The 21,661-nt window shown below is 67.7% G+C and carries 20 protein-coding genes and 1 pseudogene; 12 read left to right on the top strand and 9 right to left on the bottom strand.

Annotated features, from left to right (window positions below):
- Positions 1 to 99 precede the first annotated feature (99 nt).
- The 6 genes from MVF96_RS16750 to urtE all read left to right on the top strand — a co-directional run bounded on the left by MVF96_RS16750 (position 100) and on the right by urtE (position 6,425).
- Positions 100 to 1,146 (top strand): oxygenase MpaB family protein, encoded by a 1,047-nt coding sequence (locus MVF96_RS16750; RefSeq protein WP_247449743.1) that lies wholly within the window; start codon positions 100 to 102, stop codon positions 1,144 to 1,146.
- Between the two features lie 277 nt (positions 1,147 to 1,423).
- On the top strand, positions 1,424 to 2,737 hold the full coding sequence (urtA, locus tag MVF96_RS16745) for an urea ABC transporter substrate-binding protein (RefSeq protein ID WP_091344393.1): 1,314 nt from the start codon (positions 1,424 to 1,426) through the stop codon (positions 2,735 to 2,737).
- Positions 2,738 to 2,839: 102 nt separating this feature from the next.
- Positions 2,840 to 3,727 (top strand): urea ABC transporter permease subunit UrtB, encoded by an 888-nt coding sequence (gene urtB / locus MVF96_RS16740; protein WP_058252491.1) that lies wholly within the window; start codon positions 2,840 to 2,842, stop codon positions 3,725 to 3,727.
- Positions 3,724 to 4,836, top strand: coding sequence for an urea ABC transporter permease subunit UrtC (gene urtC / locus MVF96_RS16735; protein ID WP_068970914.1), 1,113 nt, complete (start codon positions 3,724 to 3,726; stop codon positions 4,834 to 4,836). Before urtB ends, urtC begins: the two co-directional genes overlap by 4 nt.
- Positions 4,833 to 5,729, top strand: a complete 897-nt coding sequence (gene urtD / locus MVF96_RS16730) for an urea ABC transporter ATP-binding protein UrtD (RefSeq protein ID WP_247449742.1) — start codon at positions 4,833 to 4,835, stop codon at positions 5,727 to 5,729. Before urtC ends, urtD begins: the two co-directional genes overlap by 4 nt.
- Before the next feature lie 3 nt (positions 5,730 to 5,732).
- On the top strand, positions 5,733 to 6,425 hold the full coding sequence (gene urtE, locus MVF96_RS16725; protein WP_068970915.1) for an urea ABC transporter ATP-binding subunit UrtE: 693 nt from the start codon (positions 5,733 to 5,735) through the stop codon (positions 6,423 to 6,425).
- Positions 6,426 to 6,443: 18 nt separating this feature from the next.
- On the opposite strand, the gene MVF96_RS16720 is transcribed toward urtE, so the two are convergent.
- Complete coding sequence (locus tag MVF96_RS16720) at positions 6,444 to 7,061, bottom strand: SDR family NAD(P)-dependent oxidoreductase (RefSeq protein WP_078113671.1); 618 nt, start codon at positions 7,059 to 7,061, stop codon at positions 6,444 to 6,446.
- Positions 7,062 to 7,106: 45 nt separating this feature from the next.
- Between MVF96_RS16720 and MVF96_RS24490 the strand changes: the two are divergent.
- Positions 7,107 to 7,475 (top strand): annotated as a pseudogene (locus MVF96_RS24490) (TetR-like C-terminal domain-containing protein); the annotation flags it as partial.
- 110 nt (positions 7,476 to 7,585) lie between these two features.
- Here the strand turns inward: MVF96_RS24490 and MVF96_RS16710 are convergent.
- Entirely contained in the window at positions 7,586 to 8,326 is a 741-nt protein-coding gene (locus MVF96_RS16710) for a hypothetical protein (protein WP_058252497.1), read from the bottom strand.
- 58 nt (positions 8,327 to 8,384) lie between these two features.
- On the opposite strand from MVF96_RS16710, the gene MVF96_RS16705 reads away from it, so the two are divergent.
- On the top strand, positions 8,385 to 8,564 hold the full coding sequence (locus tag MVF96_RS16705) for a hypothetical protein (RefSeq protein ID WP_058252498.1): 180 nt from the start codon (positions 8,385 to 8,387) through the stop codon (positions 8,562 to 8,564).
- A gap of 105 nt (positions 8,565 to 8,669) precedes the next feature.
- Positions 8,670 to 9,089 carry a hypothetical protein gene (locus tag MVF96_RS16700; RefSeq protein WP_078113669.1) on the top strand — a complete coding sequence of 140 codons (420 nt, stop codon included), beginning with the start codon at positions 8,670 to 8,672 and terminating at the stop codon, positions 9,087 to 9,089.
- 105 nt (positions 9,090 to 9,194) lie between these two features.
- Here MVF96_RS16700 and MVF96_RS16695 read toward each other — a convergent pair whose 3' ends face one another.
- Together MVF96_RS16695 and MVF96_RS16690 are read right to left on the bottom strand one after the other, a co-directional pair.
- Positions 9,195 to 9,530 carry a transglycosylase family protein gene (locus MVF96_RS16695; protein ID WP_058252500.1) on the bottom strand — a complete coding sequence of 112 codons (336 nt, stop codon included), beginning with the start codon at positions 9,528 to 9,530 and terminating at the stop codon, positions 9,195 to 9,197.
- A gap of 277 nt (positions 9,531 to 9,807) precedes the next feature.
- Positions 9,808 to 11,115, bottom strand: a complete 1,308-nt coding sequence (locus tag MVF96_RS16690) for a cytochrome P450 (RefSeq protein WP_078113668.1) — start codon at positions 11,113 to 11,115, stop codon at positions 9,808 to 9,810.
- Positions 11,116 to 11,198: 83 nt separating this feature from the next.
- Between MVF96_RS16690 and MVF96_RS16685 the strand changes: the two genes are divergently transcribed.
- Complete coding sequence (locus tag MVF96_RS16685; protein WP_078113667.1) at positions 11,199 to 11,876, top strand: TetR/AcrR family transcriptional regulator; 678 nt, start codon at positions 11,199 to 11,201, stop codon at positions 11,874 to 11,876.
- A 61-nt stretch (positions 11,877 to 11,937) separates the two neighbouring features.
- On the opposite strand, the gene MVF96_RS16680 is transcribed toward MVF96_RS16685, so the two are convergent.
- The gene (locus tag MVF96_RS16680; RefSeq protein WP_078113666.1) at positions 11,938 to 13,023 is read right to left on the bottom strand and encodes an NADH:flavin oxidoreductase/NADH oxidase; all 1,086 of its coding nucleotides are present in this window, start codon (positions 13,021 to 13,023) and stop codon (positions 11,938 to 11,940) included.
- Positions 13,024 to 13,082: 59 nt separating this feature from the next.
- Here MVF96_RS16680 and MVF96_RS16675 point away from each other — a divergent pair, with 59 nt between their 5' ends.
- On the top strand, positions 13,083 to 13,874 hold the full coding sequence (locus MVF96_RS16675; RefSeq protein WP_078113665.1) for an enoyl-CoA hydratase: 792 nt from the start codon (positions 13,083 to 13,085) through the stop codon (positions 13,872 to 13,874).
- A 61-nt stretch (positions 13,875 to 13,935) separates the two neighbouring features.
- On the opposite strand, the gene MVF96_RS16670 is transcribed toward MVF96_RS16675, so the two are convergent.
- From MVF96_RS16670 to MVF96_RS16655, 4 genes are all read right to left on the bottom strand, one after another.
- Complete coding sequence (locus MVF96_RS16670) at positions 13,936 to 15,087, bottom strand: acyl-CoA dehydrogenase family protein (RefSeq protein ID WP_058252504.1); 1,152 nt, start codon at positions 15,085 to 15,087, stop codon at positions 13,936 to 13,938.
- A gap of 20 nt (positions 15,088 to 15,107) precedes the next feature.
- Positions 15,108 to 16,340 carry an acyl-CoA dehydrogenase family protein gene (locus MVF96_RS16665; protein ID WP_065631040.1) on the bottom strand — a complete coding sequence of 411 codons (1,233 nt, stop codon included), beginning with the start codon at positions 16,338 to 16,340 and terminating at the stop codon, positions 15,108 to 15,110.
- Between the two features lie 90 nt (positions 16,341 to 16,430).
- Positions 16,431 to 17,672, bottom strand: coding sequence for an AI-2E family transporter (locus MVF96_RS16660; protein WP_078113664.1), 1,242 nt, complete (start codon positions 17,670 to 17,672; stop codon positions 16,431 to 16,433).
- Positions 17,673 to 17,815: 143 nt separating this feature from the next.
- Positions 17,816 to 20,221 (bottom strand): acetyl-CoA acetyltransferase, encoded by a 2,406-nt coding sequence (locus tag MVF96_RS16655; RefSeq protein WP_418930393.1) that lies wholly within the window; start codon positions 20,219 to 20,221, stop codon positions 17,816 to 17,818.
- A 175-nt stretch (positions 20,222 to 20,396) separates the two neighbouring features.
- On the opposite strand from MVF96_RS16655, the gene MVF96_RS16650 reads away from it, so the two are divergent.
- Positions 20,397 to 21,638: an acyl-CoA dehydrogenase family protein gene (locus MVF96_RS16650; protein WP_247449741.1), complete on the top strand. Its 1,242-nt coding sequence runs from the start codon at positions 20,397 to 20,399 to the stop codon at positions 21,636 to 21,638.
- The last annotated feature ends 23 nt before the right edge of the window (positions 21,639 to 21,661 follow it).

The following is a 21,661-nucleotide window of genomic DNA, read 5'->3' as shown; positions in this document are numbered from 1 at the left end:
CCGCGAACGTGCCCCGCACAGATCTGGTCACGCCTGTACCCAAAGAGTTACTCTGGGTACGACCGTGACCAATGGTCGACCCGAGCGGAAGGTCTGTAGATGACTGTGTCCATGGCTCCTCTCCGACTGCCGTCGACCGACTGGATTCCGGTTCCCCTCCCGCACGAGTTCGTCGGGTCCTGGCTGAACGGCAAGTTCGACGCCCACGTCCGAGCGAAGTTCTTCCGCGGGATGGACTTCGAGAATCCATCCGGCGATCCGGGTTGGTTCGGCCCGGGCAGCGCGACCTGGTACGTCCATTCGCACACGCCGGCGCTCATCTTCGGTCTGCAGTGTGCGTCGTACCTGGAGCGTCTCGACCCGAGCATCTTCTGGATGGGTGTGCAGCACTCACGGCTGGTCCGGCGCCGCGAGGACGGAACCCCGACCCTGTCCATCGATCCCGACGGCGCGATGACCAGACTCGGGCACTCGCTGGCCTTCTTCATGGGGACCGCGTACGGCTCGACCGAGTCCGCCGAGCGACTGGCGCGTATGGTACGCGCGATGCACCACACCATCAAAGGTGTCCGGCCCGACGGTGCGGCCTACGACGCCGACGATCCGGCCTGGCTTCGCTGGAACTATGCCACCGTCGTCTGGGGTATCGCCACCGCGCACGAGATCTACCACCCGCAGCCGCTGCGGGGCGCCGAACTCGACGGCTATTACCGGGAATTCGTGCGTGTCGGTCACGCGCTGGGTGGGACCGACCTGCCCACGACCAAAGCCGACACCCTCACCTGCTTGGCCGAGTACCTTCCGAAACTCGCACTGACACATGGCAATGCGATGGCCACCGGGTTGAACGTACGCAACCCGGCCCAGGGCGCCGTGGACTGGGCGATCCGTGACACGATGCCCCGCTGGGCCCAGCAGCTCATCATGTACCGCCCGCCCAATCCGGTCGAACGGCGTGCGCGCCGGAGTGCGGTGTGGGGTCTGATCAACTCCGCCCACCTGACGATGGGGGAGGCGCCGGAGTTCGCGGCCGCTCGTCGTCGCGTGGCGCACGGGACGACGGTGCCGCACACGCTTCCGCGCTATGAACTCGGATCCGACCCCGAGCGTACCCGTGCCGAAATCGAGGCCTCGTTCGCCCGTTAGCCGCTGTGGGCGCTCGTGTCAAACCGGGTCGCTCCGAAACTTCAATGAAGGCAACGGAATTCGCCGGCATCAGATCGTGACGGCGGGTCCGGAAGCGGAAACATCGATTTCATCTCACGTCACGCCGGTGTAACAAAGTCAATTTACGTTTACCTCCCATACGCCAGATCGCAAGGCTTGCGACGCGTATCTCATCGGGGGTCACGCGGTGACAGGCCGCGTGTTCGTCGTGCCCCCATCTGAGTGGACCTGAGACGTAATGAGAAAGGCTTCGCCGATGCCGTCTGTTCCGTTGCCGCCCGGCCCCCCGCCGGCGGACATCCCGCCGTCCGCCCCGACCCGGTCACGCCGTCGGCGGTACGGCATCCTGGTCCCCGCGGCGCTGTCCGCGGTGGCGCTGGTCCTGAGCGCCTGTGGCAGTTCGGCCAGCGAGGAATCGGCATCGAGCGCCGAATCGTGTGTCGACACCTCCGGGAGCACCATCAAGGTCGGCTCGCTGAACTCGCTGTCGGGCACCATGGCGATCTCCGAGGTCACCGTGCGTGACTCGATCAAGCTCGCCGTCGATCAGATCAACGACAACGGCGGAGTGCTGGGCAAACAGATTCAGCTCATCGGCGAGGACGGGGCCTCCGAGCCGACGATCTTCGCGGAGAAGGCCGAGAAGCTGATCTCGAGTGACTGCGTCGCAGCGGTGTTCGGCGGTTGGACGTCGTCGAGCCGCAAGGCCATGCTGCCGGTCTTCGAGGACAACAACTCGCTGTTGTACTACCCGGTGCAGTACGAGGGCCTGGAGTCGTCGCCGAACATCTTCTACACCGGCGCCACGACGAACCAGCAGATCGTGCCGGCCCTGGAGTACCTGAAGGAGGAGGGCGTGAAGTCGCTCTACCTCGTCGGTAGCGACTATGTCTTCCCGCAGACGGCCAACCGTGTCATCAAGGCGTACGCGGAGGCCAACGGCATCGAGATCAAGGGCGAGGACTACACCCCGCTCGGTTCGACGGACTTCTCGACGATCGTCAACAAGGTCCGTACCGCCGACGCCGACGCCGTGTTCAACACTCTCAACGGCGATTCCAACGTCGCGTTCTTCCGCGAGTACAAGAACGTCGGACTGACCCCGCAGGCCATGCCGGTCGTCTCGGTGTCCATCGCGGAGGAAGAGGTCGGCGGTATCGGTGTGGACAACATCGAGGGCCAGCTGGTCGCGTGGGACTACTACCAGACCGTCGACAACCCGGTGAACGCCTCGTTCGTCCGTGACTACAAGGCCGCCTACGGTGCCAACAAGCCGACCTCCGACCCGATGGAGGCCGCCTACGTCTCGGTCTACCTGTGGAAGAACACCGTCGAGAAGGCCCAGTCGTTCGCCGTCGCCGACGTTCAGAAGGCGGCCGGCGGAGTCACTTTCGATGCTCCGGAGGGGCTCGTCACGATCGACGGTGAGAACAACCACATCACCAAGACCGCGCGCATCGGTGAGATCCGTGGCGACGGACTGATCTACACGGTGTGGGATTCGGGTCAGCCGATCGAGCCGGACCCCTACCTGAAGTCGTACCCGTGGGCCGAGGGCCTGAGCAACTGACACCGTCGACGACCCGTCCCGCGTCCTCCGGCGACGCGGGACGGGTCGCGCACGGTCCCTCCCGGCGAACGCGGCACTCGCCGACGACGAACGGATAGACACGTGGAAACCGTTATCGGACAGCTCTTCACCGGGCTCAGTCTCGGTTCGATCCTGCTTCTCGCAGCTCTCGGCCTGTCCCTGACCTTCGGTCAGATGGGCGTGATCAACATGGCCCACGGGTCGTTCATCATGGCCGGGTCCTACACCGCGTACACGGTGCAGGAATACCTGATCTCCAATGCCGGGGTGTCCCTGCTGGTCTCGCTCGTCATCGGGTTCCTCGTCGGCGGCCTGATGGGCGTTCTCCTCGAGGTCACCCTGATCAAGCGGATGTACGACCGCCCACTGGACACACTCCTGGTGACGTTCGGTGTCGGATTGATCCTCCAGCAGCTCGCCCGCGACATCTTCGGCGCGCCGGCGGTCGACGTCGTCGCACCGTCGTGGTTGTCCGGCGGCGTCGACATCCTCGGCGCGGTCGTCCCGAAGACGCGCCTGTTCATCATGCTGCTGGCCATTGTCGCGGTCACCGCGATCGCGGTGACCATGAAGTACACGCCGATGGGTCGTCGCATCCGCGCCGTCGTGCAGCACCGGGATCTCGCCGAGACGAGCGGGATCTCCAGCCGCCGAACCGACATCACGACGTTCTTCATCGGTTCGGGACTCGCCGGCATCGCCGGGGTCGCACTGACGTTGATCGGCTCCACCAGCTCGAACACCGGGATGACCTATCTGATCGACGCATTCCTGGTCGTCGTCATCGGCGGGCTGGGCCAGATCAAGGGCGCGGTCATCGCGGCCATCGCGCTCGGCGTCCTGAACTCGTTCATCGAATACAACACGACCGCGTCGGTGGCGAAGGTCGCCGTGTTCGTCATCATCGTGATCTTCCTGCAGATCCGGCCGCAGGGGCTGTTCACGGTCCAGTCGAGGAGTCTTGTGTGAAGGACTATTTCAGCAGTTCCTGGAAGGTCTGGGCGGGCTTCGGCGTCGCCGCCATCCTGTTGTTCGCGGTTGCGCCCGCCGTCCTCTCGGACTTCCGTCTCAACCTGCTCGGCAAGTTCCTCTGCTTCGGCATCGTCGCGGTGGGCATCGGCCTGGCCTGGGGTCGTGGTGGCATGCTCACCCTCGGCCAGGGTGTGTACTTCGGGCTGGGTGCGTACATCATGGCAATGCACCTCAAGATCTCCGACGCGGAACTGCGCGGCGACGACGTGCCCGACTTCATGCAGATCGCCGGGATCAGCGAACTGCCCGGGTACTGGAAGCCCTTCGCCTCACCGGTGGTGACGATCCTGGGCATCCTGCTGGTACCGACGTTGCTGGCGATCCTGCTGGGTCTCGGCGTGTTCAAACGGCGCGTCAAGGGTGCCTACTTCGCCATCCTGTCCCAGGCGCTGGCCGCCGCCTTCGCGATCCTGCTCATCGGTCAGCAGACCACCGGTGGCAGCAACGGACTCAACCGTTTTCGCAGCTTCTTCGGGCTCGCCCTGAACGACCCGGTGAACCGGCAGCTGCTGTTCTTCATCACCGCGGCCATCCTGCTCGCCGTCGTGGCGATCACCCGTCAGCTGATGTACAGCCGGTACGGCGAACTGCTGGTCGCCGTCCGCGACCAGGAGGAGCGGGTCCGGTTCCTCGGCTACGACCCGGCCAACACCAAGGTCGTCGCCTACGCCATCGCGGCGTTGTTCGCGAGCATCGCGGGGGCCATGTTCGTTCCCATCGTCGGCATCATCTCGCCCGCCGACGTCGGGATCGTGCCGTCGATCGCCTTCCTGATCGGCGTCGCCATCGGCGGGCGCACAACGCTTCTCGGGCCGGTCCTCGGCGCCATCGCGGTGGCCTGGGCGCAGACCAGTCTGTCGGAGAGCTTCCCGTCCGGCTGGACATACGCGCAGGGAATCCTGTTCATCGTGGTCGTCGGGTTCTTCCCGGCCGGGCTGGCCGGCCTGGGAGCACTGGTCAAGTGGCGCCGGAAGAGAGCACCGGATTCGTCCCCGACCGGCGACATCGACGAACACACCAGCAGCAAGGTAGGAGCGTCGTCATGACCGAAGCAGATTCGACGGTCGTCGGGCACCCGCCGGTCGCCGGCGGCAACGCCGGGATGGACAGCGACTACCTCCAGGTGCGCGGTCTCAGCGTGGAGTTCGACGGTTTCAAGGCCGTCTCCGACGTGGATCTCACACTGCTGCAGGGTGATCTGCGGTTCCTGATCGGTCCGAACGGTGCCGGCAAGACCACCATCATCGACGCCATCACCGGCCTGGTGAAGTCCACCGGTTCGATCCAGAAGTCCGGTGTCGAACTGGTCGGCAAGAAGGTGCACCAGATCGCGCGGCTCGGGGTGGGCCGGACCTTCCAGACCGCGAGCGTCTTCGAGGAACTGAGTGTGCTGCAGAACCTCGACATCGCCGCGGGCGCCGGGCGTTCGGTGTGGACGATGCTGCGGCGTCGACCGACACAGATCCCCGACTCGATCGCCGAGGCGCTCGAAACCATCGGCCTGCAGGACCTGGCCGACACACCCGCGGGCGTACTGGCCCATGGTCAGAAGCAATGGCTCGAGATCGGGATGCTGCTGGTGCAGAACGCCTCGGTGCTGCTGCTGGACGAGCCGGTCGCCGGGATGAGCCACGAAGAGCGTGAGGAGACCGGGAACCTGTTGCGCCGCATCGGCGGTGAGCGCACCGTCGTGGTCGTCGAACACGACATGGACTTCATGAGGTCCTTCGCGACATCGGTCACCGTGCTCGCGCGGGGTCGGGTGCTCGCCGAGGGCACGGTCGCCGAGGTCCAGGCGAACGCGAAGGTCCAGGAGGTGTACCTCGGGACCGCGGCCGGCGGTGAAGAACTCGCGGAGATCGCCGCCGAGGTCGACTCCGACACGACTGCGACTTCGGCGAGCGCGGCTGCAACGCAACCGATCACGGAGAAGGGCTGAACCATGCTGAAGATCTCCGGAGTCCATGCGGGCTACGGTCGGACCGAGGTGATCCACGGGGTCGACATCGAGGTACCGACCGACGGCGTCGTCGCGGTGATGGGACACAACGGGGCCGGGAAGACGACCCTGCTCCGCGCGGCCGTCGGGTTGGTGAAGACCACCAAGGGCACCATCACGTTCGACGGCGTCGACATCACCCGGGCGCGTCCGAGCGTACGGGTCGGGCACGGCATCGCCTATGTGCCCCAGGGGCAGCAGAGTTTCGGCCATCTCACCACCGCCGAGAACCTGCAGGTGGTGGCCGACGGCCGCAAACGCGGCAAGGAGCTGGTCGCCGAGATGCTGGACATGTTCCCGGCACTCAAGGAATTGCTGGGACGACGCGCCGGCCTGTTGTCCGGCGGCCAGCGTCAGCAGCTGGCGATCGCGCGCGCGCTCATCACCGAGCCGCGGATGCTCATCCTCGACGAGCCGACCGAGGGCATCCAGCCGTCGGTCGTCGCCGAGATCGAGCAGACCATCACCACGCTCACCCAGCGCGGTGGGCTGGGCGTGCTCCTCGTCGAACAGCACATCGGGTTCGCCCTCGAGGCGGCGCAGCGGTACTACGTGCTGGAGAGCGGCCGCGTGACGTCGTCGGGTGAGGGCGGTACGGCCGCCGAAAGTGCGGTGCGCGAGGCGATGACGATCTAGCACGACGCGCGGGTCACCTCAGCCGGGCGCTTGCCGGCTGAGGTGCTCCCACTCGTGATAGCCCCGGTCACGTGCGCGGTCCATCTCGAGCACATAGTCGAACGACTGGCTGCCGACGATCAGGCGCCGAGGCGGGTCGGGGAGCGCCACGAGTTCCAGGATGACCGGCGCGGCCTTGCCCGCTCCGTAGAAACCGACGGTGGCCATTCCTCCGCCGCTGCCCATCGACGTCACCTGCAGCAGGCGGCCGCCGCCGCCGGCGCGCAGGTGGGGCAGGACGGCTTGCGCGACCCAGACGGCACCGAAGAAATTCAGGTCGAGGTGCGCCCTGATCTGGGCCTCGGTGGCCTCCTCGACCATTCCGTAGAGCATTCCGCCGGCGTTGTTGACGACGATGTCCGGTCGGCCGAACGCGGTGACCGCTGCATCGACGCCGTCGAACACGGCCTGCCGGTCTGTGACGTCGAGCGATAGGGGATGGAGTTGATCGGGATGTCGCGTGGCCAGCGACGCCAGCGGTTCGATGTTGCGGGCGACGGCCACGACCTCGTCGCCGGCGGCAAGTGCCGCTTCGGTGAACGCGCGTCCGAGTCCGCGGGATGCGCCGGTGATGAACCAGACCCGTGAGGTGATCATCGAATTTCCTCCTAAGTAAACGGAACGGTCCGTCTCGGAACAACTATGGCCGAGCTCGCTCGGTGGCCGTCGAAGAGCGCGGTCGTCTTCGCAGCGGTGCTCGCGCTGAGCGAGGGGGCCGACGGGCAGTCGGTCGAGTTGCCGGACACCGGGGATCTCGAGGCGGACCTGAAACAGGTCATGCGGGAGACGGTGGCAGAGTTCGCCGATCCGTCCTTCGATCGCCTGATCCGCGCGGTGAACACGGAGATCGCGAATGACGCCGACCTCGCGGCGGAGTACCGGGAGAAGCTGTCGCGACCGTTGGACGACGCCAAGAAGGCTCGGCTTCGCATGGCCGAGCGGGCGGGCCAACTGCCCCCCGACACGGACCTCGACCTGTTTCTGGAGATGCTCTACGCCCCGTTGTTCCAGCGGTGGTTGCACCGCAGCGGCCCGCTGACCGAGACCTACGCCGACGCACTCGTCGAGGCGACGCTCCGGGCGTTCGGGGGAGGTGACGGTCGGCGCGGTCCGCGCCGGCGTCAGTCCAGCCGGACCCCGATCTCGGGGGTGAGTTCGTGCGGCGCGTGGAGGGGGAGATCGTCGCCGCTCCAGAATCGCCCGGGGTCGAACCAGTTGGAGTCCTTGGACGCGTCGAGGATGCCCATCTCCCGATAGGTGATGGCCACCACCTCGGCGCAGTAGGCGGCTTCGAGTCCGACGCCCTCGGTGTTCTGATTTTTCCGCTGCTGCCGTTCGTCGCGTCGTTGACGGACCTTGCGGTCGAGGTAGGGGATGCCCCGGACGAGGTCGGTCGAGTTGGGCACCCGGCCGCGAAACCACCGGCCGGCCAGGCGCGCGGTGGTCGGGAACGGCGTCCCGTCGAGTTCGGCGATCACCTTGAGGAGAGCGTTCTCCTGATCAGCGGTCACGTCCGGGGTGAGCTGACGGAACCAGCACGCCTGCTTGTAGCGGATCATCCACTGCTCGACGGCTTCTCGCGCGTCGTGTAGCTGCACGCCGCGATGATTCGATCCGGTCCACACGTCGGTCAGCCGATCGCCGAGCTCTGCGTGCCACAGCAGCGGTGGCAGATCGTCGATGCAGACCGCCATCGCGACATGGTTCACGGGCGCGTTGGTCAAGGTGCGGATGGCCCGGTCCGGTCCGGAATGGCCGCGGAAGAGCCAGATGTCGCCGGTGCGGGTGGCGTCGAGTGCGTCGGTCAACGAGATACCGGCGTCGGCGCGGTCTCGGCCGAGGAGAATTCTGCTGGTGGGCACGAGAGCAGGCTAATGCGTCCGGAGCACGCACGACGCCTGCGCGACCTATCCTGCCCGCATGAGGAACCTGTGGAAATGGCTGGGATTGGCGGGCGCGGTCGGGGTGGCCACCGGCGGGGTGATGGTCGCGCGTGACCAGCGGCAGCGGAAGTCCTATTCGGCCGACGATGTCCGGGCACGCCTGCACCAGCGGCTCGACGAGACGGAGAATGCGGGTGGCGATACCGCTGATTCCTGAGGGCCGAAGTGGCGGTGAGGATCGGAGTGGCGGAGCCACTGATTCCTGAGGACACTGGACAGCGTTGACCGGCGGCTCGTCAGGGTGGCCGGAGGAAGGAACATCATGACCGACAACAGCGGCTCCGGCGGACCGTTCAATTTCGGCCCCGAGGACTTCGACCGATTTGCGCGCGAAGCCGGTGACGGACTGCGCGACGTGTTCGGCAAGCTCTTCGAGGGTCAAGCCGGACCGGCAGCCTTCTCGATGTTCTTCGACGAGGCCGCCCGCGGCCGCACTCGCACCAAGCCCCGTGAGGAGACCACCGGTGAGGCCGGCTCGGGTGTCTGGGCGGTGTTCGTCGTCGACGACGACGGCGGTGCCCGCGTCGAGCAGGTCTACGCCACCGAACTCGAGGCCCTGCGCGCCAACAAGACCAACACCGATCCACGACGCAACGTGCGGTTCCTGCCGTACGGCATCGCGGTGAGTGCGTTGGACACGACGATCAACGACAGCGGCGACGACGCCGCGCCCACGCCGTAGACAGCGGCAGACGCAACAAGGCCGGCGAGTCCTGAAAAGGACCCGCCGGCCTCGTCGTGTCAATGACTGCACGGCCTCACGGCACGTGCTGCGCCGGTGCCTGCGTCAGAGGTTGGCGCCGCACACCGGCCAGGCGCCGGGGCCCTGGGTGGCGAGCACGTTCTCCGCGACGCGGATCTGCTCCTCGCGCGAGGCGTCGGCCGGGTTACCGGTTCCGCCGTTGGCCTGCCAGGTGCTCATCGAGAACTGGAGGCCACCGTAGTAGCCGTTGCCGGTGTTGATGGCCCAGTTGCCGCCGCTCTCGCATTGAGCGACCGCGTCCCAGTTGCCGCCTGCTGCGTGCGCGGTGGACGCCAGCATCCCGAAGGGGGCGGCAGTCAGTGCGCCGACGATGGCGGCGCGGGCGACGAGCTTGGTCATGTGGGTCTTGGTCATTCGCATGGTCTTCGTTCCTCCTCACCACCCCGGGGTTGGCAGGGCGGTTGATCTCGGACCGTGGGCGACCATACGGGTTGGGTAACGGCTTGGTCACGTCGAGCCCGTGACCTGGGCCATTCGGATAACGTCGGGATAACGCTGTTAGCTTTGCGGCGAATTCGCAGCGCATACCGCTATTCGGCGGGGTCTCGCCGTCGCCGATGTTCGGCCACGTTCGATGACGAAGGTCACAGCGTGAATGTGGGGCCCGTCACGTCGGCCCCCGGGCGTCGAGCTGGGGTCAGCGCGGAACGACAGCGATACGACCACCGCGGGACGGGGCATACGCCACCCCGCGCGAGAACCAGCGTTCGGACCTGGCGCTGGTCGGCATCAGTTCGAAGTCCGCCAGCAGTGTCCGCAGGGTCACGTCCATCTCCATGGTCGCGAATGCCGCCCCGATGCACCGCCGCGTGCCGCCGCCGAACGGCAGCCATGCCGCCGGAGGCTTGGTGCCCAGGAAACGGGTCGGGTCGAAGACCTCGGGCCGGGCGAATTCGCTGCTGTCGTCGTGGAGGAGTGCGATCGAGACGAGGACGTTGTATCCCTTCGGGATCCGCCACTTGCCGAGGTCGAGATGGTCGGCGACGACATGCCGGCCGGCGAAGTCGATGACGGGTCGGCTGCGCTGGACCTCCAGGATGGTGGCGTGGCGGTAGTCGGAGCCACCGGCGTCCACCTCGGCCACCAGTTCGCGCACCACCTCGGGGTGCCGGCGCAGCCGCTCGAGCGCCCACGAAAGGGTCGTCGCCGTGGTCTCGTGTCCGGCGGCGAGCATCGTGGCCAGTTCCTCGGCGATCTCGTCGTCGGTCATCGGACTGCCGTCGTCGAAGGTGCTGCGCAGCATGATCGCAAGGATGTCGGTGCGCTCATCCAGGCGAGAATCGTTGCGCGCCTTCGTGATCAGCCCGCCGACGTAATCTCGGTATTCGGCATTGCGTCGCGCGTACCGGTGATTGGGGTCGATCGGCCGGAAAAGGCGTGGGAGTGGGGGTACCGTCGCGGCGCGCGAACCGACGGTCACCATCGGTGGGATCATGTCGCGGAGTCGGTCCAGCTCGCTGCCCTCGGCGCCGAAAACCGCGCGGAGGATGACGTTCAGGGTGATGCGCATCATCGGTTCGATGGAGGCGAACTCGACCCCGGTGGGCCAGGACGCTGATTCGGCGCGAACCTCGTCGACCACCATCTGTTCGTACGACCGAATCGGCTTGCCGTGCAACGGCGGGGTGAGCAGTTTGCGCCGGGCGCGGTGTCGGGCGCCCTCCAGCGCGAACATCGATCCGGTGCCGAGTATGCGGCCGAGGTTGGGCTGGACGTTCTCGACCTGGTCGCCGGCGGTGAACAGCTCGCGCGCCATCGCGGCATCGGAGATGACGACGGAAGGGCCGAAGACGGGCAGGTTCACGGTGAAGGCCGAGCCGTGACGGTCGTGGAGATATCGAAAGAAGTGTCGCCGCGACACGACCGCGCCGAGCCCCTGGATGGTGGACGGGATCGACGTGGTGGGCGGCAGAACCGCCTCACCGCTCAGGGTCGGGGTGTTCACCAGTGGGGTCCTCTCGCCGCAGCGGGTGGTACGTCTACGTACCACCCGACGGTACGCTCACGTACCGGGCGAGACAAGGGCCTATGCTCGAAGGCGTGACTGGATCGGGCCCGCGCGCTTCGCTCCCGGCGCCTGCGACATCGGGCCCGCTCGCTTCGCTCCCGGCGCCCTGGCTGACCTCGTCGGCGGGCGCATCGAGCCGGGACCGGCTGCTCGCGGCGATGCTCGAGTGCATCGTCGAAGCGGGTTACCGCGACACCACGGTCGCCGACATCGTGCGGGTCGCGCGGACCTCGAGGCGGTCGTTCTACCAAGAGTTCGCCGACAAGCAGTCATGCTTTTTCGCGCTGCTGACGGTGACCAACGAGTTCATGATCGCCGAGATCGCGCGGCGCGTGGATGCGGAAGCCTCCATCGAGGAGCAGGTGCGACAAGCGGTGTCGTCATATGTTGCAGCGAGCGAGCGGTATCCGGGTCTGACGCTGAGCTGGATCCGCGAGTTGCCCGCGCTCGGCAGCGCCGCCCAGGCGGTCAAGGACGAGGCCCTGGAAGCGTGGATCGAACTCTTCGTCGGCCTCACCTCGACCCCGACGATGGCCGCGGCGGGGGTGGTGCCGATGGACCGTCAGCGCGCGATCTTCCTGTGGGGTGGCTTCCGGGAGCTGACCGCCGGTGCCGTCGAATCCGGCGCCCCGCTCGCATCGATCATCGAGCCGGCAACCGCGGCGTCCCTCGCGCTGGTGACGCCGCGGCCGGTGTGACGAGACCCTTCGTGACGGCCCTCCGCAAGCTCCGGGCCTCCTCAGGGAGCGGGGACCGGGCTCAGTGCCATGAACCGCGTTGATATTGCGGCGGATACGGCGCCTCGCGCTTGTCGATGCCCAACTCGTGTGCGGCGCGCAGCGGCCAGGACGGCTCCCGCAGCGCGACGCGTCCGAAGAAGACGGCGGTGATGTCGTCGTCGCCGGCGACCTTCTCGGCCTGATCGGGTTCGGTGATGAGGCCGACGGCGGCGGTGGGCACACCCGACTGGCGGTGGATCGACCGGGCGAGGTCGACCTGGTAGCCGGGTCCGACGGGGATGTCGGCGAGGACGTTGCCACCCGAGGAGACGTCCACGAGGTCGACGCCGCGGCCGGCGAGGAGGGCGGCGAGACGGGCGGAGTCGTCCACATCCCACCCGCCCTCGGTCCATTCGGTGCCGGACACCCGGATGAACAGCGGCTTCGACGACGGCCACACCGCGCGGACCGCGTCCACGACCTCGAGGGTCAGCCTCGTGCGTCCCTCGAAGTCGCCACCGTAGGCGTCGGTGCGCCGGTTCGAGAACGGGGAGAGGAACTGATGCAGCAGGTAGCCGTGCGCCGCGTGGATCTCGACGACGTCGAACCCGGCGTCGTCGGCGCGACGGGCGGCCTGTGCGAACGCGTCCACGACCTCGGCGATCTGCTCGGTCGTCATGGCGGTGGGGGCGGGCAGTCCCTCGAAGGCGACGTCGGACGGGCCGAATGTCGTCCAGCCGCCGTCGTCGAGCGGAATGGCGCCGGAGCGGTCGTCGAACGGTGCGTAGGTGGAGGCCTTGCGGCCGGCGTGGGCGAGCTGGGTGCCGATGACCGAGCCCTGCGAGTGGACGAAGTCGACGATGCGTCCCCAGGCCGCGGCCTGGTCGTCGTTCCACAGACCGGCGTCGTGTGCGCTGATCCGACCTTCGGGCACCACGGCCGCCGCCTCGGTGAGGATCAGTCCGAAGCCGCCGGCAGCTCGGGAACCGAGATGCGTCAGGTGCCAGTCGGTGGGCACCCCGTCGCCGGCGAAGCAGCTGTACTGGCACATCGGGGCGAGCCAGATCCGGTTGGGGATCGCGACATCGCGGAGGGTGATCGGTTCGAAGAGCGCGGTACTGGTCACGACGAGACACAACGATCGATCCGACGTCGTATTCCCGCGGCACTGCATAGTGTCGGGGCATGACCGAACAAATCCTGCACGAGGCGGTGTCGACGGAGATCGCCGAACCACTCGGGGTGATCACGCTGGGGGACGCGCGGCGTCGTAACCCGTTGTCCACGAGCACGATGCGCGCCATCATCGTCGCGCTTCGGGACTTCGACGACGATCCGCGCGTGCGGGTCATCGTGATCCGGGCGCTCGGACCCGCGTTCTCCGCCGGGCACGACCTCGGTGAACTCGTCGACCGGACCCTCGACGACGACGAGCGGGCCGTCTTCGCGACGTGCACGGAACTGATGCGGACGGTCCACGAGGTGCGCCAGCCCGTCATCGCCGAAGTCGCCGGCATGGCCTTCGCGGCGGGGTGCCAACTGGTCGCGACATGTGATCTGGCGGTGGCGGGTCGCAGCGCGCGGTTCAGCACGCCGGGCGTCCGCATCGGGTTGTTCTGCTCGACTCCGATGGTCGCGCTGTCCCGCGCGATCGGACGCAAGCGCGCCATGCACATGCTGCTCACCGGCGAACCCATCGACGCCGGGACCGCCGCGGACTGGGGGCTGCTCAGCGGCGTCGTCGACGACGACGAGCTCTCGAACTCGGTGCGGGAGCTGGCTCTCCACATCGCCGGGTCGAGTGCGCGGACCGTCTCCATCGGCAAGCAGGCGTTCTACCGGCAGGTCGAGCTCGACGAGTCGGCGGCGTATGACGAGATGGGTGAGACGATGGCGACCAATGCGATGACCTGCGATGCGCAGGAGGGTATGTCGGCGTTCCTGCAGAAGCGGAAGCCGGTCTGGACCGACAGCTGAGTCAGGCCCGAACGCCGAATCGCCACCTCCGGAACCGGGAGGTGGCGATTCGGCGATGCGGTCAGGCGTCGATCTGCGCGGTGGCGGTCGCGAAACGCGCGAGATGGGCGTCCGCGGTGCCGAATTCGTACTCGATCGCGGTGAGACGCTTGAAGTAATGGCCGATGGCCAACTCCTCGGTCATCCCCATGCCGCCGTGCAACTGCACCGCGTTCTGTCCGATGAACCGGGCGGCGCGACTGACGGTGGCCTTGGCGGCCGAGACCGCCGCCGCCCGTTCCGCCGGCGAGCCCTCGAGGGACAGGATCGCGAAATACTGTGCGGCGACCGACTGTTCGAGCTCGAGATGCATGTCGACCATGCGGTGCTGCAGCACCTGGAAGCTGCCGATCGGGACCCCGAACTGCTCGCGCTGCTTGGAGTACTCGACGGTGTCGGTGAACACCTTGCGCATCAGGCCGACGGCCTCGGAGACGACCGCGGCGGTCGCGGTGTCCCACGCCTTCTCGAGGATCTCGATGGCGTTCTCGTCGGCGATGAGCGCGTCGCCGGGCAGGCGCACGTCGGTGAACGTGATGTCGGCGGCCTGGCGGTCGTCGATGGTGCGCAGCTTGTGCAGCTCGAGCCCCGTCGGCCCGCCGTCGGCGAGATCGATCAGGAACAGCGAGACGCCGGCGGGATCGTGGGGTTCGCCTGCGGTGCGGGCACTGACGATCAGGTAGTCGGCGAGCGGCGCCGTGGTGACGACGGCCTTGGTGCCGTTGAGCACCCACTCGTCGCCGTCCCGGTCGGCGGAGGTCTCGATGCGGGAGAGGACCCCGCCCGAGCCGTCTTCGAGCGCGGCGAGTGCGCTGAGCGCCTCGCCCTCGGCAATGCGACCGGCGGCCTCGAGGGCGACGGGGTTACCGGTCGCGTGCAGCAGGCCCGCACCGAGCACGACCGTGTCGACGAACGGCTCGACCACGAGGGCGTGCCCGAGTGCTTCGGTGACGACCATCAGCTCTTCGGGGCCGCCGCCGAATCCGCCGATGTCCTCCGGCAGACAGGCGCCGACGACCCCGAGGTCCTCGACGAAGGCCTTCCAGATCTTCGGCTGCCAGCCCTCGCCGACCTTCGCGGCGTCGCGGCTGACCTGCAGGTCGTACCGCGCGTCGAGGAACTTGTCGAGACCGTCGGACAGCAGTTGCTGTTCGGGTGTGAGTGTGAAGTCCATTGGTTATCTCCTGTGACCCGTCAGAGACCCAGAGCCGCTTTGGCGAGGATGTTTCGTTGAATTTCGTTGCTGCCGGCGTAGATCGAGCCCGCGCGGTCGTTGAAGTAGTGCAGCGGCGCGACGGCCTGCCACGGTTCGCCGCTGACGTAGCCGTCGGTGGGCGGGGTGTACTGGAAGATGGGTCCGCCCGGCTTGGTGGCGTGCGGCTGGAAGACGCGTCCGTGCGGGCCCGCGGCCTCCAGGCTGAGGGTCGTGATCTCCTGGCTCAGTTCGGTACCGAGGATCTTCAGCATCGACGCGATGGAACCGGGGTCCTTGCCCGAACTCATCGCGGCGAGCGCGCGGTACTCGAGGACCTCGAGGATCTTCGCGCGCACCTGCAGGTCGGTGAGCTTGGCCGCGAAGGCCGGATCCTCCGACAGCGGGCCGCCGTTCGGCGCCGTCACCGACGCCGCGTCCCGGCCGAGCTGCTCGGCCATGACCTGCAGCGCCGGGGCGGCCGCGCCGCCGCCACGCTCGAAGACGAGCAGGTACTTCGCGACGGTCCACCCCTCGTCGATCTTGCCGAGGACGTTCTTCTTGGGCACGCGCACGCCGTCGAAGAAGACCTGCGCCTGCACCTGCTCGCCGGACGCGAACACGAGGTTCTGCACCTCGATGCCCGGCGAGTTCATGTCGATGAGCACGAACGTGATGCCCTGCTGCTTGCGTTCCTGGCGCGAGGTCCGCACGAGGCAGAAGATCCAGTTCGCCTCGGAGGCGTGGGTGGTCCAGATCTTGGAACCGGTGACGACGAGGTCGTCGCCGTCGTCGACCGCGGCCATCGACAGCGACGCGAGGTCGGAGCCGGACTCGGGCTCGGAGTAGCCCTGGCAGAAGAAGACGCTGCCGTCGAGGATGCCCGGCAGGAAGAAGTTCTTCTGCTCGTCGGTGCCGAACGCCATGATCGCGTGCGACACCATGCGGATGCCCATCGGCGACAGCGACGGCGCGCCGGCGAGGATCGACTCACGGCTGAAGATGTAATGCTGGGATTGCGACCAGTCGCATCCGCCGTACTGCACCGGCCACGCGGGAGCGGCCCAGCCACGCTCGTGCAGGATCGCCTGCCACTTCATCGAGGCCTCGTGGTCGGAGTAGACGCTGGTGCGCAGCGTGCCCGCCGCGCGTAGGTCGGGGGTCAGTTTCTCGTCGAGGAACGCGCGGACCTCGTCGCGAAACGCAGCGTCGTCCGGAGACCAGTTCATGTCCATGAGCGGTGCGCAACCTATCTGTAAACGGTTGTGGTCAGATTGGGGTCGAAAGGGAATCTACCCAATGATCGGCGCGCTGCGTAGCCCGCCTCACGTTTCCGGTTCCAGTGTGACGCCCGGGGCCGATCCGGGTGGCGGATCCTCACCCTTCGCGCCCGGGGTCTTCGCGGGTTCTCTCGTGTCGTCGTCGGATGTCCCCGCCTCGGTCGGGTCCGGGCTCTTCGGCTGCCCGCCCGACGACAGCAGCACGTCTGCCCAGCGGGTGGCGGGGTCGATGTCGATGAGCAAGGCCTTGGCGAGCAGGGTCAGCGGCACCGCGAGGATCGCGCCCAGCGGCCCGATCGCCCAGGCCCAGAAGAGCAGGGACAGGAAGGTCAGGGTGGTCGACAATCCGACCGCGTCGCCCACGAACTTCGGTTGGATGACCGACTGGATGATGACGTTGATCGCGCTGTAGACGACGATGACGACGATCATCTTCGTGGGCCCCCCGACGAGCAGTCCGAGCAGCGCGGGTGGGACCAGACCGATGATGAAGCCGACGTTCGGGATGTAGTTGGTGATGAACGACAGCAGGCCCCAGAGGATGGGGAGCGGGATGGACAGCAACGCGAGGGCCACGCTGTCGAGCACGGCGACGATCAGGCCGAAGACCGTCGACACCCACAGATAGCTGCGCGTCCCCTCCGAGAACGAACGGAAGGCCGATGCGATGTCGGGGCGCATCCGGTCCAGGATGTTCATCCGGTCGTCGAAGCCGACCGAGTCCGCGGCCATGAACAGCAGCAGGGCGAGGACGAGCACGAGCGCCGAGGCCACGCTGAACGTGCTGCTCAGCACGTCGGTCACGGCACCTACGACCTTGCTGGTGTCGACATGGGAGATCATGTCCTGCACCGTGTCGTGGCTGACGCCGTGGCTGGTGAGGAAGTTCTGGAAGCCGGTGACGAGGTCGTCGAACTTGTCGTCGTACTGCGGCAGGATCGATGCCAGGCGCGCGACGGAGAACACCAGCGCCGCGAACAGCCCGATGAGGATTCCGTAGACGAGGAGCACCGTCGTCACGAAGGCGGCCCACCGCGGGAAGCCCTTCTTGCGCAACCAGTTCGGGACCGGTTGGACGGCGACGGTGAGCATCAGCGCGAGAAAGACCGGACCGACCAGCGACGCCACCGATTTGATGCCGCCGATGGCGACGACGAGGCCGGCGATCGTGAGGAGCACGATGGTGCCCCGCGGCAGTGTCCAGTCGGGGGGATCGACCCGGTACGACGGTGGTGGGGGTGTGCGTTTGGAGGACTTGGTTCCGCGTGCCTCACTGCTACCGGACATGGTGTGCCGCCTTTCTGGACACGACTGTTACGTCGAAACAGCGGCCACCCACACGCCGGAGCGCGCGGAGTGGCCGCCGTCAAGTGTTCAGCATTCGACGACCATCCGCGCGCGTTCGGCGTGCTTACGTCTCCGGTTGGTTCTCAGTGACCCTTCCAGTTCGGCGTCCGCTTCATCACGAACGCCATGATCCCTTCGAGGGTGTCGCCGCTGATCACGAGCGAGTCGAGCACCGAGGTGCTGGCGTGGACGGCGTCGACCGTGTCGGTGATGGCGTCGGACTGTTCCATGGTGGCGATCGACGCCCGTACCGACGTCGGAGAGGCGGCCAGGATCTCCTCGGCCACGCCGCGTGCGGTCCCGAGAACCTTTCCGGCGGGGGCGATCCGGCTCACCAGTCCGGCGGCCGCGGCTTCGGCGGCGGAGATCCGACGCCCGGTCAGGATCATGTCGCGTGCGAGCGCGGGCGGGACCATCCGCGGCAGGCGGACCAGACCGCCCGCGGCGGCCGCCAAACCCACCTTCACCTCGGGCAGTCCGAACGATGCGTCCTCGTCGGCCACGACGATGTGACAGGCCATCGCGATCTCGCAGCCGCCGCCGAGCGCGAAGCCGTTGACCGCCGCGATCACCGGTTTGGGCAGGCTGCGCCGCGAGGTGAGTCCGGCGAACCCGTTCTTCGGCACCGACAGGGCGGCGGGCCCCGCGGTCGCCGCGAGATCGTTGCCCGCCGAGAAGGCCTTGTCGCCCTTGCCCGTCAAGATCGCCACCCACAGGTCGGGATCGGCGAAGTAGGCCTCGAAGATCGAGTCGAGTTCGGCGTTCGCGGCGGGGTTCAACGCGTTGCGCGCGTCGGGCCGGTTGATGGTCACCTCGAGCAGCCGACCGTCGCGACGGATCTCGACGTGCTCGTAGGAGTCGCGGAACGCCGGCGCGACGACCGGATGCCGGGAGTTCATGGCCGCGGAGGTCAGGGCCACCCGATTGCCTTTGTCGAAAGACCGCACGACGATCGGCGTGCCGACGGGGTCCTCGGCGGTGAGGAGGAGGTCGAAGAGTTCGTCGTCGTCGGAATCGAGATTGGCCACGAAGCGGGCGCCGAGTCCCTCCGGAACGGTCGGATCGACCAGCCGGCCGATCACCACACCGGTGCGGCGGCCGTTCTTCTGCGGGATGACCGTGTAGGTCTCGACGACCGCGGCACCGTCGGCGTCGGCGATCGTGGGAACGGTCGGTACCGCGTCGAGCTCGGCCTGGACCGGACCGCTGGTGTCCGGACGCCACGGTGCCGGCGTCGTCGAATAGACACCCGCGGCATGCTTGCTCAGCACACCGCCGTTGGCGACGACGAGACCGTAGTCACCCGGCGATCGCCGGACGCGGGTGACGACTTCGGCGATCGCGTGGAGCGAGTAGTTGTTGCCCGGCCCGCCGAAGAACGGCAGGCCACCCGTCACGGTCAGCCCGCGCGGATCGTCGGGCGACATGCCGATCCCGTCGAGGACGTTGAACACCGCGATCGGGAAGCAGCTGTAGATGTCGACCACGGAGATGTCGTCGAGCCCGATCCCGGCGACCTGCAGCGCATGCCGCACCGCCGCGGGAGCCGCAGGAGCGGAGGACAATTCGGGGCGAGCCAGGACCGGGCGTTCCACCGTCGACGAATGACCGTGCAGGAACACCCATTTCGCGGGGTCGATGCCGGCGGCCTGCGCGGCCCGCACCGACATCACGACCACGGCTGCGGCCTGGTTGACCTGATCGCGCGCCACGATGTACCGAGTGAACGGATCGGACACGATCCGGTTCTCGGGGGTGACGGTGACGAGTTCGTCGGCGGTGCGCGCCGTCGGGGCGGCCGAGTGCGGGTTGGCGGCGGCGACCTCGGTGAACGGTGCGAACAACTCACCCATCGTGGCGATGTAGGGGTCGCGGCCCAGGCCGGAGGCGTGCCGGCGGGCGTTCTCCAGCAGGGCGTACTGCGGCAACACCGACGCGAGGCCGTGCCGCATCTCGGCGACCGAGATGATGCCCTTGAGCCCGAAACCGCGGTCCTCGAGTTGCCCGCCGACCTCCTCGGCGAAGTTCGGGCGCTGATCCTCCGGCTGTGACATGAGGTGGCGGACCGTCGACATCACCTCGGCGCCGAACACCACGGCCCCCTCGGAGTCGCCGGCGGCGATGGCCGCCGCGAGTTCGGTGAGCATCGTCTGCGGGGTCTGGCCGCCGGTCACGGCCTGCACGGCGCGGCGTGGGTCCACCCCGATCCGGCTGCCGACCGCGCGCGGCATGTTGTCCGGTCGGCCCAGCGGTGACGACGACAACGGGCTCGAGATCTCGAACGAGCGGATCGCGGCGATCGTGTCGATCGACCCGGCGACGTCGCCTCCGGAGTCGGCGAATGCGGCGGTCACCGCCCGGGCGGCGAGGTCGGCCTCGCCGAGCGCCTCGTATCCGGGATCGGTCAGGCGTTCCGATGCCTGGCCCACGCCGACGACGACGGGGGTGGTCGGATCGATATCAACGAGCGTTGTTGGCATACCAAACATTGACACATGGCGTGACCGGGGTCTCATCGGAGGTGGCGGACGAGCGTCGGAGCGCCAGTGTGCGGTGCACGCGCCCAGAACGTCAGCGTTGCGGTCAGCGCGGTTGCAACCGTGGTCGGCCGGTGCCGAGCCGACCAGACTGTCGCCGACCAGTCTGCGATCGAAAGGACCCCCGATGACGTCCACTGTGCCGTCCACCGAGCAAACCAACCGGCCCGCCACCGGAACGACGGACGAGCGTCTCGACGAGGTGTTCGCACCGATCTTCGCCCGGATCGCCGAAGGCGCCGTGCAGCGCGAGGACGACCGCAGGCTTGCATACGACGAGGTCGCGTGGCTACGGGAGGCGAAGTTCGGCGCGTTGCGCGTGCCGGTGGAATTCGGCGGTTATGGCGCGTCGATCCGTCAGCTGTTCCGGTTGCTCATCGACCTGGCCGCCGCGGAGTCCAATCTCCCGCAGGCCCTGCGGGTGCACTGGTCGTTCGTCGAGGACCAGCTCGCCGCCCTCCCGGACGAGGCTGCGCAGCAGTGGTTGCGCAAGGTCGGCGAGGGGACGCTGGTCGGCAACGCGATCACCGAGCCCGGCGTCGGCGCCATCGACCGGTACCAGACGCGCCTCACCCCGGATCCGGCGAGTACCGACGGCAGCGGGTTCCGGCTCGACGGCACCAAGTACTACAGCACCGGCAGCCTCTACTCCGACCACATCCTCGTCGCCGCCGACCAAGACGGTGAGCGGGTCTCGGTACTCGTCGACGCCGACGCCGACGGCGTCACCCAGCACGACGACTGGGACGGCTTCGGCCAGCGCCTGACCGCCAGTGGCACCACCGAATTCGCCGACGTCGAGGTGCCGGCCGATCGGGTGCTCGGCCCGGGTTACGGCGGGGAGGGGCGCACCTACGCGACGTCGTACCTGCAGCTCGTGCAGCTCTCGGTGCTCGCGGGTATCGCGGCACGTGCCACCGACGACGTCGTGGAGTGGGTGCGCAACCGCACGCGCACCTTCACGCACTCGACCGCCGACCTGCCGCGTCATGATCCGTTGGTGCAGCAGGTGATCGGCCGGTTGTCGGCGGCTGCCTACACCGCGCGCACGCTGGTCCTCGACATCGCCGACGAGCTCGACGAGCTCGCCCTCGCCGGCTGGGAGGACGCCGCGCTCCTCGACCGCGTCGAGTTCGATGTCGCCCGTGCCCAGGCCGCCGTCATCCCCGCCGTGCTCGACGCGACCACGCAGCTCTTCGAGGTCGGCGGCGCGTCGATCACCTCCGAGCGTCTGCGCCTGGATCGCCACTGGCGCAACGCCCGGGTGATCTCGGTGCACAACCCGCTGATCTTCAAGCTGCAGGCGGTCGGCGACCACGTGCTCAACGGCACCGACCTGCCGTACGCCTGGAGCGCCGGGCAGAAATAGCACGCCGCGCCGCTACGCTGGCG

This window comes from Gordonia hongkongensis, assembly GCF_023078355.1.
GTDB lineage: Bacteria > Actinomycetota > Actinomycetes > Mycobacteriales > Mycobacteriaceae > Gordonia > Gordonia hongkongensis.
Note: the sequence above shows the minus strand (reverse complement) of the source record. Positions and strands in the feature narration are given on the sequence as shown.

Coding starts and splice junctions, on each gene's coding strand:
- MVF96_RS16670 (WP_058252504.1), bottom strand. CDS start 15,087: ATGGACTTCACACTCACACCCGAACAGCAACTGCTGTCCGACGGTCTC.
- urtA (WP_091344393.1), top strand. CDS start 1,424: ATGCCGTCTGTTCCGTTGCCGCCCGGCCCCCCGCCGGCGGACATCCCG.
- MVF96_RS16695 (WP_058252500.1), bottom strand. CDS start 9,530: ATGCGAATGACCAAGACCCACATGACCAAGCTCGTCGCCCGCGCCGCC.
- MVF96_RS16750 (WP_247449743.1), top strand. CDS start 100: ATGACTGTGTCCATGGCTCCTCTCCGACTGCCGTCGACCGACTGGATT.
- MVF96_RS16655 (WP_418930393.1), bottom strand. CDS start 20,221: ATGTTTGGTATGCCAACAACGCTCGTTGATATCGATCCGACCACCCCC.
- MVF96_RS16650 (WP_247449741.1), top strand. CDS start 20,397: ATGACGTCCACTGTGCCGTCCACCGAGCAAACCAACCGGCCCGCCACC.
- MVF96_RS16685 (WP_078113667.1), top strand. CDS start 11,199: ATGCTCGAAGGCGTGACTGGATCGGGCCCGCGCGCTTCGCTCCCGGCG.
- MVF96_RS16660 (WP_078113664.1), bottom strand. CDS start 17,672: ATGTCCGGTAGCAGTGAGGCACGCGGAACCAAGTCCTCCAAACGCACA.
- MVF96_RS16665 (WP_065631040.1), bottom strand. CDS start 16,340: ATGGACATGAACTGGTCTCCGGACGACGCTGCGTTTCGCGACGAGGTC.
- MVF96_RS16720 (WP_078113671.1), bottom strand. CDS start 7,061: ATGATCACCTCACGGGTCTGGTTCATCACCGGCGCATCCCGCGGACTC.
- urtD (WP_247449742.1), top strand. CDS start 4,833: ATGACCGAAGCAGATTCGACGGTCGTCGGGCACCCGCCGGTCGCCGGC.
- MVF96_RS16675 (WP_078113665.1), top strand. CDS start 13,083: ATGACCGAACAAATCCTGCACGAGGCGGTGTCGACGGAGATCGCCGAA.
- urtE (WP_068970915.1), top strand. CDS start 5,733: ATGCTGAAGATCTCCGGAGTCCATGCGGGCTACGGTCGGACCGAGGTG.
- MVF96_RS16700 (WP_078113669.1), top strand. CDS start 8,670: ATGACCGACAACAGCGGCTCCGGCGGACCGTTCAATTTCGGCCCCGAG.
- MVF96_RS16705 (WP_058252498.1), top strand. CDS start 8,385: ATGAGGAACCTGTGGAAATGGCTGGGATTGGCGGGCGCGGTCGGGGTG.